The following is a 13,192-nucleotide window of genomic DNA, read 5'->3' as shown; positions in this document are numbered from 1 at the left end:
TTTTCGAGCATACCGAGCCCACGCATGACCGATTCGCCGTTCAACCCCGCCCGGCATCAGGCCAGCACCCTGTGCCTGCCTCCTGGCCCATGGCACACCGTGCTCGACTGCCTGTGCGCACGCTTTCCGGCGATCGACCGGGCGCAGTGGCTGGATCGCTTTGCCAGGGGGCGGGTGCTGGATGCCGACGGGCAGCCGATCAGCGTCGCGCTGGGCTATCGCGAGGGGATGAAGGTGCATTACTTTCGCGAAGTGCCCAACGAGATGCCGATTCCGGTGCAGGAGACCGTCGTGCATGTCGATGAGCATCTGGTGGTCGCCGACAAACCGCATTTTCTGCCAGTCATTCCGTCGGGCGAGTACGTCGAGCAGACCCTTCTGCGGCGCCTGATCAAGCGCCTGGACAATCCGCACCTGGTGCCGCTGCATCGCATCGATCGACACACGGCGGGCATCGTGCTGTTCTCCGCCCACCCGGGCAGTCGCTCGGCCTACCAGGCGCTGTTTCGTACCCGGAACATCGACAAGTACTACGAAGCCATTGCACCTGCCTTGCCGCACTTGGACTTTCCTCGCGAGCACGCCAGTCGTCTGGTGGATGGCGAGCCGTTCTTTCGCATGCAGGAGGCTGACGGCGCGCCCAATACCCTGACTCGCCTGGAGGTCCTGGAACGTCAGGATGCCTGGTGGCGCTACGGGCTGTTCCCGGTCACCGGCAAGAAGCATCAGTTGCGTGTGCACATGGCGGCACTGGGGGCGCCGATCCGGCATGACGCGTTCTATCCGCAGGTCGACAAGGTGCTCGCAGAAGACTTCCAGCGGCCCTTGCAGTTGCTGGCACGCGGGCTGCGCTTCAAGGATCCGCTCAGTGGCGAGGACAGGGTGTTCGAGAGCCGTTTGCGGCTGGAATTTCAGTAGGCGAGGCGGGCGAGGCGGGGAGGGCGAAGCGTTCGAAGCACACTTCGCCCGGCAGGTAAGGCTTACAGGTCCTTGACGGTACGCACCTGATCCTTGTTCACGCGGGTCTTCTTGCCATCGAGTTGCTGGAACTCGTAGAAACCGGAATCTTCGTCGAACTTGGGCGTGTCGACAGTCTGGATCTCGCGCCCGTCATTGAGGGTGATCACGGTTGGCGAGGCACAGCCGGCCAGCGAGGCAAGCCCCAGAGCAAGCAGGAAGGCGGCAGGAAGGGTCTTGTGTTTCATGGCTGTATCTCCGGATGGATGCTGGTTACAGACGACTAAGACGTGCAGCTTAGTCGCAAGTTCCCGGGGTTGGTCAATGGTCCGGCGCAGGGTCGGCCTGGCGCAGCAGCTCGGGCGTATTGAGATTGGCCAGCCGCGGGTCGCCTTCGGCGCATTGCAGCGCCACTGGCCGCAGGGGTTGCAGCGCGCGACGCGGACTGCGCTCGCCACGTTGCCAGGCAGCCTCCAGCAGCGCCGCATGGCAGGTGGGAATGATGCACAGCAGGGGCTGCCAGTGCTCGCCCTCACGGACCATCACCGGTTGTCCGGGATGTTCTGCCGCCTGGCGGCGCAGATCGTCGCACAGTTGGCGGTCGAGCTGCGGTACGTCGCAGGGCAGCACCAGCAGGAAGTCGTGACGGGCCATCGGCAGGGCAGCACGAATGCCTGCCAGCGGACCGTGGAAGCCCGGCTCGGCATCGCCCACCAGGCGGTCGGCGTAAGGCTGGTAGCGCGCCTGGTTGCGGTTGCAGGAAATGATCAGGTCGTCGGTCAACGGGCGCACCAGGGCGTGCAAGGTCTCCACCAGCGGCTTGCCGCGCCAGCTCAGCAGGCCCTTGTCCTGGCCGCCCATGCGTTGGCCCTGGCCGCCGGCCAGCAGAAGGATCGAGCAGGGTGGCAGGGGGCGGGGAGGTGTCGTGCTGGGCGGCATGGAGCGTCCGGTTCGGCGGTGGTGAGCAGCGCTGTGGTATAACACCGGCCTGCCCACTCCACAACCGGATCTCGTGTTCATGAGCGTCAAGCCCGATACGCCTTTCGTCCCTCTCAACATCGCCGTGCTCACCGTCAGCGATACCCGCACCCTGGAAACCGACAGCTCCGGGCAGATGTTCGTCGACCGCCTGAGCGCCGCTGGCCACGGGCTGATCGCCCGCGTGCTGCTCAAGGACGATCTGTACAAGATCCGCGCCCAGGTCGCCACCTGGATCGCCGACGATGACGTACAGGTGGTACTGATCACGGGCGGGACCGGCTTCACCGGTCGCGACAGCACCCCTGAAGCGGTGGCCTGCCTGCTCGACAAACAGGTCGATGGCTTCGGCGAGCTGTTCCGGCAGATCTCGGTGCCGGATATCGGCACCTCGACCATTCAGTCCCGCGCACTGGCCGGCCTGGCCAATGGCACCCTGGTGTGCTGCCTGCCGGGCTCGACCAACGCGGTGCGTACCGGTTGGGACGGCATCCTCGCCCAGCAACTGGATTCGCGCTTTCGCCCGTGCAACTTCGTGGCCCACCTGAAGAAAGCCGAGCCCTGTGGCACGCGGGGCTGAGCGATGCTGATTCCTGTCGAACAGGCCCTCGCCAGCCTGCTGGCCAGCGCTGCCGCCAAGCCCATTGAAAACTGTGAAACCCTGCCCTTGGCGCAAGCCCAGGGGCGCGTGCTGGCGCATGAAGTCATCGCCGGCCTGGACCTGCCGCCCTGGCCGAACAGTGCCATGGATGGCTATGCCTTGCGGGTTGCCGACGCGGGCGGTGCGCCGCTGGTGGTCAGCCAGCGCGTCTTCGCCGGCCAGGCGCCTGAGCCGCTGCAGCCAGGCACCTGCGCGCGCATCTTCACCGGTGCGCCGCTGCCTGAAGGCGCCGATTGCGTCGAGATGCAGGAAAACGCCGAGCTGCTCGACGACGGTCGGGTGCGCCTGTTGCAGGCGCTCAAGCCCGGGCAGAACATCCGCCCTCAGGGCCAGGAATCCCGTGTCGGTGACCGGGTGCTGGCAGCCGGTACCCGCCTGGGGCCGGTGGAGCTGGGCCTGCTGGCCTCGCTGGGTATCGCCGAGCTGGCGGTGATCAGTCGCCCGCGGGTGGCGGTGCTGTCTACCGGCGACGAGTTGGTCGAGCCGGGGCAGCCGCTGGGGCCGGGGCAGATCTACAACAGTAACCGCACTGTGCTGTGCAGTTGGCTGCGGGCGCTGGCCTGCGAGGTAGTGGATGCCGGGATCCTGCCGGACGATCTGGACCTGACCCGCCAGGCGCTGGCCGGTCTTGGCGACGTCGACCTGATCCTGTCTTCCGGCGGCGTATCGGTGGGCGAGGCGGACTTTCTCGGCCAGGTCCTGCGCGAGGAAGGCGAGCTGGCGCTGTGGAAGCTGGCGATCAAGCCGGGCAAACCCCTGACCTTCGGCCATTACAAGGGCGTGCCGGTGCTGGGCCTGCCTGGTAATCCGGCCTCGACCCTGGTGACCTTCGGTTTGCTGGCCCGGCCTTACCTGCTACGGCGCCAGGGCGTCGAGGCGGTTGCGCCGCTGCAGTTCCACGTGCCAGCGGGATTTGCCTGGAACAAGCCGGGCACTCGGCGCGAATACCTGCGCGGCCGTCTTGAACAGGGGCGTGCGGTGCCTTACGGCAACCAGAGTTCCGGGGTGCTGCGCAGCGCTGCCTGGGCCGATGGATTGATCGAGGTGCGCGAGGGGGCGGTGTTGGTGGAGGGCGACCCGGTGGCTTTCATTCCCTTCAGCGAACTGCTGGGTTGAGTGCGCCATGGTGAGCCGGGAACGCATGAGCTAACCTCACACTGGCTGACAAGTTGGGCCCTGGATCATGCCCTGGAGTATTGTTATGCAGTCTTTGCGTGTGGCCTGTGTCATTCCCACCTATAACGGACGTCGCGATCTCGAACGCTTGCTGGACTCGCTGCAGCGCCAGAGCGCGACGTTCGACACCCTGATCGTCGACTCCAGCTCCAGCGATGGCAGCCGCGAGCTGGCACAGTCACGCTGTGCCAACGTGGTGGTCATCGACAGCCGCGAGTTCAATCACGGCGGCACGCGGCAGATGATGGTCGAGCGTTTCGAGCATTACGACGTGTATGTGTACATGACCCAGGACGCCTACCTGGAGCAGCAGGACGCCATCGCCAACATCCTGCTGCCGTTCGCCGACCCCAGGGTCGGCGCGGTCTGTGGCCGGCAGTTGCCGCACAAGGATGCCAACCTGCTGGCCCAGCATGCGCGGCTGTTCAACTACCCGTCGGTGTCACGTATCAAGACCCTCGACGATGCCCCGCAACTGGGGATCAAGACCCCCTTCATGTCCAATTCCTTCGCCGCCTACCGGCGTGATGCGCTGATGGCTGTGGGCGGTTTTCCGCGTCACGTGATTCTCTCGGAAGACATGTACGTGGCGGCGAAGATGCTGCTCGGCGGCTGGAAGGTCGCCTATGAAGGCTCGGCGGTGTGCCGGCATTCGCACAACTACAGCCTGGCCGAAGAGTTCCGGCGCTACTTCGACATTGGCGTGTTCCAGTGCCGAGAGGCCTGGATCTATGAGCACTTCGGTGGCATCGCCGGCGAGGGCATGCGCTATGTGAAGTCGGAGCTGGCGTATATCGGCGTGCGGCGCTGGTGGTGGTGGCCGGCATCGATCCTGCGCAACGCGCTGAAGCTGGTCGCCTACAAGCTGAGCCGCCAGGAACGGCGCCTGCCCAGCCGCTGGAAGAAGCGCCTGGGCATGTACAAGCGTTTCTGGGACAGCCCCTACGCCTGACCGCCGTCCGCAGTGCACGCTCGAAGAGCAATCCAGGCCTCGACACATTTGCGTCTGGTGCACTTATAAACTGCCAGAATGTCAATTTTCCTGAACGCCAGCGCTCTTTAGACTGCCCGGGTATCCAATGACCCGGATTGTCCGTACATGACCTCCCTTGCCACGCCTGCCCTCGCCGAAGCGACACGGCCCGTTGCCCCCGCCGCCCCGGCGTTCGGGCTTGAGCGGCTGATCGGCCTGCTGGGCGTGTTGCTCGCGGTGCTGGTGGCGGGCATCAACGAGGGCGTCACGCGGATCGCCATGGCCGATATCCGCGGCGCGATGTTCATCGGCGCCGATGAGGCCAGTTGGCTGATCGCCTGGTATTCGGCCAGTTCGGTGGCGGCCATGGCCTTTGCGCCCTGGTTCGCGGTGACGCTTTCGCTGCGGCGCTTCACCTTGGGGGCGATCAGCGTCTTCGTGGCATTGGCGCTGCTGTGTCCGTTGGCACCGAACCAGGAAAGCCTGCTGGTGCTGCGCATGCTGCAGGGCCTGGCGGCCGGCTGCCTGCCGCCGATGTTGATGACCGTGGCGCTACGCTTTCTGCCGCCGCCGATCAAGATCTTCGGCCTGGCCGGCTACGCATTGACCGCCACCTTCGGCCCGGGCCTGGGGACGCCACTGGCCGCCTTGTGGGTCGAGTATTTCAACTGGCAATGGACGTTCTGGCAGGTCATCCCGCCCTGTCTGGTGGCGATGCTCGCGATCTCCCATGGCATCGTCCAGGATCCGCCGCGCCTCGAGCGCTTGCGTCGTTTCAACTGGCGCGGCCTGCTGCTCGGCCTGCCGGCGATCGTCATGACCGTGCTGGGGCTGTTGCAGGGCAACCGTCTGGACTGGTTCGAGTCGTCGCTGATCAGCTGGCTGCTCGGCGGCGGCCTGGTGTTGATGGGGCTGTTTCTGGTCAGCGAATGTTTCGTCGAGGTGCCGTTCTTCAACTTGCGCCTGCTGGCGGGGGGGAACCTCTCGCACGCCTTGCTGACCCTCGCCGGGGTGCTGGTGGTGCTCAGTGCCGTGGCCTCGATACCGTCAGCCTACCTGGCCCAGGTGCATGGTTACCGGCCCTTGCAGACGGCGCCGCTGACCCTGCTGGTGGCCTTGCCGCAGTTGCTGGTGCTGCCGCTGGTGGCCGCGTTGTGCAACATCCGCCGGGTGGACTGCCGCTGGGTGCTGTGCCTGGGTCTGTTGCTGCTGGGGCTGCATTGCGCGCTGGCGATGCAGATGACCTCGGCGTGGATCCGCGACAACTTCTACCTGCTGCAAGTGCTGCAGGTGTTCGGCCAGCCGATGGCCGTGCTGCCGTTGCTGATCCAGTCCACCAGCGGTATCGCGCCGCCCGACGGGCCGTTTGCGTCGGCCTGGTTCAATACCGTGCGCGGGCTGTCCACGGCGCTGGCCACCGGCTTGCTGGAGGTGCTGACCACGCGACGCGAGCATTTCCACTCGACCCACCTGGTCGACCGGCTCGGCAATGCCCCCTGGCTCGCCGCCGGTGAAAACACCCAGGCCCTGGCGCGGCGCCTGCACGAGCAGGCTGTGGTGCTGACCAGTGCCGACCTCTATTACTGCATGGGCTGGCTGGCTGTCGCCCTGATCCTGCTGATTCCGGTCATGACCCGGCGCGTATATCCGCCGCGGGCATCGAACTGACTTTTTTCGGAGAGACCCCATGAAACTGACGTCCCGGCAGACCCTGGCGGTCTGCGCAGGCGCCATCCTGGTCACTGGCCTTGGCCTGTATGCCCTGGCCGGCCAGGGTGACCGACAAAGCACCAACGATGCATTCATCGCCGCCGACTACTCGGTGGTGGCCCCCAAGGTGTCCGGTTTCATCAGCCAGGTGCTGGTGGAGGACAACCAGGCGGTCAAGGCCGGACAAGTGCTGGCACGCATCGATGACCGTGACCTGCAGGCGGCGCTGGACGCTGCCGAGGCCGAGCAACAGGCCGCCGTGGCCCGGCGTGATGAAATCCGTGCCTTGCTGGAACGCCAGGATTCGGTGATCGCCCGTGCCCAGGCGGCGCTCAAGGCCAGCCAGGCGGCCGTGACCTTCGCCGCACAGGAGCGCACGCGCTACGAGCACCTGGCCGGTGCTGGCGCCGGTACGCTGCAGAACGCCCAGCAGGCGCGCACTCGTATCGAGACCGCCAATGCCCAGCACACCAGTGCGCAGGCCAGCCTGGAGGCAGAGCGCAAGCAGGTGGATATTCTCACCGCACAATTGCACAGCGCCGAGGCTGCCTTGCAGCGTGCCGGCGCAGCGCTCGACCAGGCGCGCCTGCAGCTGTCTTATACGCAGATCGTTGCGCCTGTCGACGGCATGGTTGGCGAGCGTGCGCTGCGTGTCGGCAACTACGTGATGCCCGGCACCCGGCTGTTGTCCGTGGTGCCGCTGCAGCAGGCCTATGTGCTAGCCAATTTCCAGGAAACCCAATTGACCGATGTCAGCGTCGGGCAGCCGGTGGACTTGCGCATCGACACCTACCCCGGCGCAGTGCTCAAGGCGCATGTCGACAGCATCGCCCCGGCCACCGGCGTGACCTTCGCTGCCGTTCGGCCAGACAACGCCACGGGTAATTTCACCAAGGTGGTGCAGCGTATTCCGGTGAAGATCGTTCTGGAGCCGGACCAGCCCCTGGCGCGCAAGCTGCGCGTCGGCATGTCGGTCGAGGCAAGCATCGAAACCTCCGCCGCACCCACTGGCCAGCCGGTGGTGGCGCGATGAGGCCGCTAGTGAGTATCGGCCTGGCCCTGCTTGTCTGCGCCACGATCACGGGCTGCCAGGTGGGCGAGGACTTCCAGCGCCCATCGTCCGCATCGTACGTGGAGTGGTTGCCGCAGCAGGGTGAACAGGCGGTGAGCCGTCCGGTGAGCGCGCCGATCGATGCGCGTTGGTGGGAGGTCTTCCACGACCCGCTGCTGTCTTCGCTGATCGATCGCGCCACGGCGTCCAACCTCGACCTGCGCATGGCCGCCATGCGTCTGGAGCAGAGCCGCGCGGCGTACCGGGTGACCGCCGGTGAGCGGCTGCCGAAGGTCGACGGCCAATTGGGTTACCAGCGCAAGCGCAACAGCGCCAAGGGCTTGAATGACCCCTCCGGCGAGCAGGGGCGGGCGCCGTTCGAACAGTGGGATACCGGCGTGACCGCCAGTTGGGAGCTGGATATGTGGGGGCGCGTGCGGCGCCAGAACGAGGCCGCTGGCGCCCAGGTAGAAATGGCCGAGCACGATCGCCGCGCCGCGCAACTGGCGCTGCAGGCCGAGGTGGCGCGCCAGTACCTGGCCCTGCGCGGCGTGCAGAACAGCCTGGCAGTGACTCGCGAGAACCTGGCGCTGGCACGCAACAGCCTGAAGTTGTCTCAGGTGCGCCTGCAGGACGGCGTGGCCACCGACCTGGACGTCGCCGAAGCGGCTGCGGAAGTTTCCGGCATGGAGTCGCGCCTGCCGGTGCTGGAGCAGCGCCAGGCACAACTGATCAATGCGCTGGGGTTGCTGTTGGCCCAGGCGCCTCGCGCCTTGCAGAACGAATTGCAGAAACCGGTACAGATGGCGGCGGTGCCGGTGCAGATTCCCGTGGGCCTGCCGTCAGAGCTGGCCGAGCGACGCCCGGACATTCGCCGCGCCGAGGCTCGCCTGCATGCCGCCACGGCCAGCGTCGGCGTGGCCAAGGCGGATTTCTATCCGCGCATCACCTTGTCCGGCAATGTCGGCTTGCAGACCTTGCAGCTGTCGGACCTCGGCAGTTGGGGTGCCCGGCAGTTCGCTTTCGGCCCGCAACTCAGCCTGCCGATCTTTGAGGGCGGGCGTCTGCGCGGCCAGTTGCAAATGCGTGAAGCTCAGGAGCAGGAGGCGGCACTGGCCTACCAGCAGACGGTGTTGCGCGCCTGGCAGGAGATCGACGACGGCATGAGCCTGTACAACGCCAGCCAGTTGCAGCAGCGCAAGCTGCAGGAGGCCGTCAATCACAACCAGGCGGCCTTGCAGACCGCCAGACGGCAGTATGTCGCAGGCGCGGCGGATTTTCTCAATGTGCTGTCGGTGCAGCGTGCGCTGCTCAGTACCCAGCAGCAGTGGGTCGAAAGCTCGACCACCCAGGCCCAGGCGCTGGTAGCGCTGTACACGGCGCTGGGCGGGGGCTGGTAGCCCGACTCAAGGCTTGACGGCGGCCTGTTCGTCGAGGCGGTCGGCCTCGAACAGCTGTTCCAGTTCCGCGCGCGCCTCGAGGGCGGTCTGCAGCACCTTGGCCGCATCGTCGTAGACCTCGTGCTGCGCGGCCAGCACCTCCTCGTCGTGGCGCTTGAAGCGCTCGATGCGGGCATTGGCCTGGGCCTGCGACAGCCCCAGGCCGAGCAGGGTCTGGCGACCCATTTCCAGGCTGGAGTGGAAGGTCTCGCGCACGGCGTGGGCGCCGACATCGATCAGCTTGTGCACGTGCTGGCGGTTGCGCGCCCGGGCGATGATCTTGATGTGCGGATAGAGCTTGCGCACCAGTTCGGCGGTCTTGATGTTGGTGTCCGGGTCATCGGTGGCGATGACGAAGAACTCCGCTTCATGAGCCTTGGCCGCACGGAGGATTTCCGGACGCAGCGGGTCGCCGTAGAACACCGGCACATTGCCGAAGCTGCGGGTGAATTCGATGGTTTCCACGGCCGTGTCGAGCGCTACGAAGGGGATGTGCTGGGCGCGCAGGATCCGCGCCACGATCTGCCCCATGCGGCCCATGCCGGCGATCACCACACGCGGGCTGTCGGTATGGATGTCGCGGTATTCCTCCGGCACCGGGGTGGCCTTGGTGCGCGGCTTGAGCCAGCGGGCCAGGACCATGAACAGCAGGGGCGTGATGGCCATCGACAGGGTGATGGTCAGTACCAGAATGTCGTACACCCGGCTTTCGAACAGGCCCTGGGCACTGCCGAGCTTGAACACCACGAAGGCGAACTCTCCGCCGGCTGCCAGCACCAGGCCCAGTTGCAGGGCGCTGGGGCGTTGCAGGCCGGCCGCCATACGACCGATGAAGAACAGCAGCGGCAGCTTGATGGCGACCAGCAGCAGGGTCAGGCCCAGCACGATCACCGGTTCGCGCAGCAACAGGCTGAGGTTGGCGCCCATGCCCACGCTGATGAAGAACAGGCCCAGCAGCAGGCCCTTGAAGGGCTCGATCTGTGCTTCCAGTTCATGGCGGTATTCGGAGTCGGCCAGCAGCAGGCCGGCCAGAAAGGCACCCAGGGCCATAGACACGCCTGCCAGCTCCATCAGCCAGGCGGTGCCGATTACCACCAGCAGGGCCGTGGCGGTAGACACCTCCTGGATCTTGGTGCGTGCCACGATGCGGAAAACCGGGCGCAGCAGGTAGCGGCCGCCGATCACCACGATGGCGATGCTGCCGACCACTTCCACGGCATGGTTGAGGTTCTCCCCAGGGGCCAGGTTCTGGCTGGCACCGGCCAGCACCGGTACCAGGGCAATCAGTGGAATGGCGGCAATGTCCTGGAACAGCAGGATGGCGAATGCGGTTCGTCCGTGCGGGCTGGCCAGTTCCTTGCGTTCGGCCAGGCTCTGCAGCCCGAAGGCGGTCGATGAAAGGGCCAGGCCCAGGCCCAGCACGATGGCCGTATTCAATGGCTGGTCGAAGGCCAGCAGGGCGACGCCGCCGATCACCACGCCACACAGCAGCACCTGCAGCATGCCAACGCCGAACACCGCCTTGCGCATCACCCACAGACGTTTCGGCGACAGCTCCAGGCCGATGATGAACAGCAGCAATACCACCCCAAGCTCGGAAATATGACTGACACTTTCCGGATTTCCGATCAGCCCCAGCACCGAGGGACCGATGATGACCCCGGCGAACAGGTAACCGAGCACGGAACCCAGTTGCAGGCGCTTGGCCAGGGGCACGGTCAGTACGGCGGCTAGAAGAAAGACGACAGCGGCCTGGAGCAGGCTGCCTTCATGGGCCATGGTGAAACTCCTTGCTGGGCATCGGGCTCAGGCCTTGCGCCTGAATGGAGCGCGCATTAAACACAGGCGGCGGGAGCAGGGCAACGCCGTTGGCGTCGCACCGAGCCGGCGAGTCGTGCCGACAACGACCTATCGGCGTAACATAGGCAGGCTTTGGTGTAGCCTTGCGCTGCCTGTATCGAACCGATGGAAATCCTCATGAGCAATAAACAACGTCTGATCTACTCGATCCTCATCGCCCTGGGCGTACTGGCCATCATGCTGGGCCTGACCCATCTGCAGACGGCTGGGGTCATCAGCGAGAAAACCTTCCAGTACATCGCCATCGGCGTGGCCGTGCTGGTGGTGGTCCTCAACGGCATCATGCGCCGCAAGGTCCGGCGCTGAGTCAGCCGCAAACCGTGCTCAAGGCACTGCCGACCCAGGGTCGATGTCCAGCCAGTGCAGGGCGCGGGAGTGCAGCGAGTAGGTCTTGTCGTCGCCCAGCACGATCACGCCCTCGTCGCACAGGCGCTTGAGCACTTCACGCACGCTCAGGAAGGACAGGGGCACGTCCAGGCGTACCAGCTGGCTGTGAATGCCGCGCACACCGAGTGCCTGGCCTTGGGTGCTGGCGGCCAGCAGTGTATCCAGCACCTTGAGCCGAACCAGGCTGGTGCGCAGCCCGAAGGCCTTGAGCAGCGCCCTGATCTGGTCATTGCTGCCGCGCTCCTGGTCAGGCGCAGCGGCGGTGTGCCGTGCGGCGTTCGTCGTCTGCCTCAGCATGGCGCGGGTGGTGTTTCCTTGGCGGTTGAGCATGCACAAACTCCCTTTCAGGCGCGTATCTTTTTCGGTTCACATTCAATAAGACGAATGAGTGCGCGAAAACCACATCGGCGCCAGGCAAAAAATATTCGCCTGAACCCCAATAACCCCCGCTCCTCCCTTGTGGCGGGGGGCTGTGGCCGTTCATGAAAGATTATTCAGGATGTGTACGAGCGATGATTCGACCCTGCCCCAGGGTGAGTGCGAGCCGAGAACGCACCATTCGTCGCTCGCTGGCTTGCCGATCAGGGAAAACTCGAATACTGTACGTGCATACAGTATTCGAGGGTTTCGATGATGTCTGCCAAGTTCCTTCCCCAGTCTGTTTCCAGCGAGTCACGGTATAGCAGCCTTTTCGAAGAGATGCAGCGTGAAGACTTCCTGGCGCTCGCAGCGGCCATGCGGCGCTTCAATCTCTTCGAGTCGCAGCTGGCCATGGCCGATGCGCTGGGTCATCCGGGTGAGTCCCGTCCTTTGCCAGAGTTGGAAGAGGTCCGGCGCATCGCCTGACGGGGCCAGGTAGGGCCGGGGTGCCGAGTTGGCACCCTGCGTGCTTTGTAATCCTGCTTGTTCGAAAATATATGAAACGTATATGATTCATTTATTTTCCGGCAGGAGCACCCCATGGGTCTCGTCAAGATTTCCGAGCACATGCACGCCAATGTGCGTTGTGCCAGCGCAGCATTCAGCCGCTCGATCAATGCCCAGGCTGAGCACTGGATGCGGGTCGGCATGCTGGCCGAACTCAATCCGTCCCTTTCCTACAGCGATATCTGTCAGTTGCTGCTCAATACCGAAGGTAACGGCGGTATGGCGGCGGGCGTGCAGGTCCTGGATGCGGCTATTGCCGTCAAGGCGGCCTCATGAGCCGTGGTATTTCCATCAAGACCGAGCAGGATCTGGCTGCGCTGCGCATCTCCGGTCGTCTGGCGGCCGATGTGCTGGCGATGATCGCGCCACACGTCAAGGCAGGCGTCAGCACGCAGGCGCTGGACGACATCTGCAATCGCTACATCGTCAATGAACTGAAAGTCATCCCAGCCAACGTCGGTTATCACGGCTTCACCAAGACCACCTGCATTTCGCCCAACGCCGTGGTGTGTCATGGCATTCCCTCGGCGACCGACATACTCAAGGATGGCGATATCGTCAATATCGACGTAGCGGTCATCAAGGATGGCTGGTACGGCGATACCAGCCGCATGTACCTGGTGGGGGAGGTCAGTCCTCTGGCCAAGCGTTTGGTAGACACCACCTACGAGGCGACCTGTGCCGGTATTCGTGCCGTGCGCCCGGGCGCGACCCTGGGGGATATCGGTCATGCAATCCAGACGGTGGCGCACCGGGAAGGCTTCAGCGTGGTGCGTGAGTACTGTGGTCATGGTATTGGTCGGGTCTATCATGAAGAGCCCCAAGTGCTGCACTACGGCTCGCCAGGCAAGGGATTGCGGCTCAAGCCGGGCATGGTGTTCACCATCGAGCCAATGATCAATGCTGGCAAACCCGGTACCCGCACTCTCGATGATGGCTGGACCGTGCTGACCCGTGACCTTTCGCTCTCGGCGCAGTGGGAGCACATGGTGGCGGTGACCGAGACCGGCTACGAGCTGCTGACGCCCTGGCCGGATGGCACTGGCGACTATCCCGCTGTCTGACCGTCGGGA

Annotated in this window: 15 protein-coding genes; 11 read left to right on the top strand and 4 right to left on the bottom strand. The window is 65.0% G+C overall.

Annotated features, from left to right (window positions below; all coding sequences use genetic code 11):
* Positions 1-24: 24 nt before the first annotated feature.
* On the top strand, positions 25-918 hold the full coding sequence (locus tag RRX38_RS05620) for a pseudouridine synthase (protein WP_315961864.1): 894 nt from the start codon (positions 25-27) through the stop codon (positions 916-918).
* Between the two features lie 62 nt (positions 919-980).
* Here the strand turns inward: RRX38_RS05620 and RRX38_RS05615 are convergent, their stop codons facing one another.
* Positions 981-1,205, bottom strand: a complete 225-nt coding sequence (locus tag RRX38_RS05615; RefSeq protein ID WP_295479256.1) for a YgdI/YgdR family lipoprotein — start codon at positions 1,203-1,205, stop codon at positions 981-983.
* A 73-nt stretch (positions 1,206-1,278) separates the two neighbouring features.
* Positions 1,279-1,896 (bottom strand): molybdenum cofactor guanylyltransferase MobA, encoded by a 618-nt coding sequence (mobA, locus tag RRX38_RS05610; RefSeq protein WP_315961863.1) that lies wholly within the window; start codon positions 1,894-1,896, stop codon positions 1,279-1,281.
* 79 nt (positions 1,897-1,975) lie between these two features.
* On the opposite strand from mobA, the gene moaB reads away from it, so the two are divergent.
* From moaB to RRX38_RS05580, 6 genes are all read left to right on the top strand, one after another.
* The gene (gene moaB / locus RRX38_RS05605; protein ID WP_295479262.1) at positions 1,976-2,515 is read left to right on the top strand and encodes a molybdenum cofactor biosynthesis protein B; all 540 of its coding nucleotides are present in this window, start codon (positions 1,976-1,978) and stop codon (positions 2,513-2,515) included.
* A gap of 3 nt (positions 2,516-2,518) precedes the next feature.
* Complete coding sequence (glp, locus tag RRX38_RS05600) at positions 2,519-3,712, top strand: gephyrin-like molybdotransferase Glp (RefSeq protein ID WP_315961862.1); 1,194 nt, start codon at positions 2,519-2,521, stop codon at positions 3,710-3,712.
* An 85-nt stretch (positions 3,713-3,797) separates the two neighbouring features.
* The gene (locus RRX38_RS05595) at positions 3,798-4,724 is read left to right on the top strand and encodes a glycosyltransferase family 2 protein (RefSeq protein WP_315961861.1); all 927 of its coding nucleotides are present in this window, start codon (positions 3,798-3,800) and stop codon (positions 4,722-4,724) included.
* A 147-nt stretch (positions 4,725-4,871) separates the two neighbouring features.
* Positions 4,872-6,413: an MFS transporter gene (locus RRX38_RS05590; protein ID WP_315961860.1), complete on the top strand. Its 1,542-nt coding sequence runs from the start codon at positions 4,872-4,874 to the stop codon at positions 6,411-6,413.
* A 19-nt stretch (positions 6,414-6,432) separates the two neighbouring features.
* On the top strand, positions 6,433-7,488 hold the full coding sequence (locus tag RRX38_RS05585; RefSeq protein WP_315961859.1) for an HlyD family secretion protein: 1,056 nt from the start codon (positions 6,433-6,435) through the stop codon (positions 7,486-7,488).
* Positions 7,485-8,906: an efflux transporter outer membrane subunit gene (locus RRX38_RS05580; RefSeq protein ID WP_315961858.1), complete on the top strand. Its 1,422-nt coding sequence runs from the start codon at positions 7,485-7,487 to the stop codon at positions 8,904-8,906. The genes RRX38_RS05585 and RRX38_RS05580 overlap by 4 nt, the downstream gene beginning before the upstream one ends.
* Before the next feature lie 6 nt (positions 8,907-8,912).
* Here RRX38_RS05580 and RRX38_RS05575 read toward each other — a convergent pair whose 3' ends face one another.
* Positions 8,913-10,724 (bottom strand): monovalent cation:proton antiporter-2 (CPA2) family protein, encoded by a 1,812-nt coding sequence (locus tag RRX38_RS05575; RefSeq protein ID WP_315961857.1) that lies wholly within the window; start codon positions 10,722-10,724, stop codon positions 8,913-8,915.
* Between the two features lie 198 nt (positions 10,725-10,922).
* Between RRX38_RS05575 and RRX38_RS05570 the strand changes: the two genes are divergently transcribed.
* On the top strand, positions 10,923-11,111 hold the full coding sequence (locus tag RRX38_RS05570) for a hypothetical protein (protein WP_295479283.1): 189 nt from the start codon (positions 10,923-10,925) through the stop codon (positions 11,109-11,111).
* Positions 11,112-11,129: 18 nt separating this feature from the next.
* Here RRX38_RS05570 and RRX38_RS05565 read toward each other — a convergent pair whose 3' ends face one another.
* The gene (locus RRX38_RS05565) at positions 11,130-11,522 is read right to left on the bottom strand and encodes a Fe2+/Zn2+ uptake regulation protein (RefSeq protein ID WP_315961856.1); all 393 of its coding nucleotides are present in this window, start codon (positions 11,520-11,522) and stop codon (positions 11,130-11,132) included.
* Between the two features lie 303 nt (positions 11,523-11,825).
* Between RRX38_RS05565 and RRX38_RS05560 the strand changes: the two genes are divergently transcribed.
* From RRX38_RS05560 to map, 3 genes are all read left to right on the top strand, one after another.
* On the top strand, positions 11,826-12,038 hold the full coding sequence (locus RRX38_RS05560) for a hypothetical protein (protein WP_295479289.1): 213 nt from the start codon (positions 11,826-11,828) through the stop codon (positions 12,036-12,038).
* Between the two features lie 114 nt (positions 12,039-12,152).
* On the top strand, positions 12,153-12,395 hold the full coding sequence (locus tag RRX38_RS05555) for a ParD-like family protein (protein WP_315961855.1): 243 nt from the start codon (positions 12,153-12,155) through the stop codon (positions 12,393-12,395).
* Positions 12,392-13,183 (top strand): type I methionyl aminopeptidase, encoded by a 792-nt coding sequence (map, locus tag RRX38_RS05550; RefSeq protein ID WP_315961854.1) that lies wholly within the window; start codon positions 12,392-12,394, stop codon positions 13,181-13,183. The genes RRX38_RS05555 and map overlap by 4 nt, the downstream gene beginning before the upstream one ends.
* Positions 13,184-13,192: the final 9 nt, after the last annotated feature.

This window comes from Pseudomonas sp. DTU_2021_1001937_2_SI_NGA_ILE_001, assembly GCF_032463525.1.
In the GTDB taxonomy this organism is placed as follows: Bacteria; Pseudomonadota; Gammaproteobacteria; order Pseudomonadales; family Pseudomonadaceae; genus Aquipseudomonas.
This window is presented reverse-complemented; position numbering and strand designations above follow the sequence as displayed.

Coding starts and splice junctions, on each gene's coding strand:
- RRX38_RS05620 (WP_315961864.1), top strand. CDS start 25: ATGACCGATTCGCCGTTCAACCCCGCCCGGCATCAGGCCAGCACCCTG.
- RRX38_RS05615 (WP_295479256.1), bottom strand. CDS start 1,205: ATGAAACACAAGACCCTTCCTGCCGCCTTCCTGCTTGCTCTGGGGCTT.
- mobA (WP_315961863.1), bottom strand. CDS start 1,896: ATGCCGCCCAGCACGACACCTCCCCGCCCCCTGCCACCCTGCTCGATC.
- moaB (WP_295479262.1), top strand. CDS start 1,976: ATGAGCGTCAAGCCCGATACGCCTTTCGTCCCTCTCAACATCGCCGTG.
- glp (WP_315961862.1), top strand. CDS start 2,519: ATGCTGATTCCTGTCGAACAGGCCCTCGCCAGCCTGCTGGCCAGCGCT.
- RRX38_RS05595 (WP_315961861.1), top strand. CDS start 3,798: ATGCAGTCTTTGCGTGTGGCCTGTGTCATTCCCACCTATAACGGACGT.
- RRX38_RS05590 (WP_315961860.1), top strand. CDS start 4,872: ATGACCTCCCTTGCCACGCCTGCCCTCGCCGAAGCGACACGGCCCGTT.
- RRX38_RS05585 (WP_315961859.1), top strand. CDS start 6,433: ATGAAACTGACGTCCCGGCAGACCCTGGCGGTCTGCGCAGGCGCCATC.
- RRX38_RS05580 (WP_315961858.1), top strand. CDS start 7,485: ATGAGGCCGCTAGTGAGTATCGGCCTGGCCCTGCTTGTCTGCGCCACG.
- RRX38_RS05575 (WP_315961857.1), bottom strand. CDS start 10,724: ATGGCCCATGAAGGCAGCCTGCTCCAGGCCGCTGTCGTCTTTCTTCTA.
- RRX38_RS05570 (WP_295479283.1), top strand. CDS start 10,923: ATGAGCAATAAACAACGTCTGATCTACTCGATCCTCATCGCCCTGGGC.
- RRX38_RS05565 (WP_315961856.1), bottom strand. CDS start 11,522: ATGCTCAACCGCCAAGGAAACACCACCCGCGCCATGCTGAGGCAGACG.
- RRX38_RS05560 (WP_295479289.1), top strand. CDS start 11,826: ATGTCTGCCAAGTTCCTTCCCCAGTCTGTTTCCAGCGAGTCACGGTAT.
- RRX38_RS05555 (WP_315961855.1), top strand. CDS start 12,153: ATGGGTCTCGTCAAGATTTCCGAGCACATGCACGCCAATGTGCGTTGT.
- map (WP_315961854.1), top strand. CDS start 12,392: ATGAGCCGTGGTATTTCCATCAAGACCGAGCAGGATCTGGCTGCGCTG.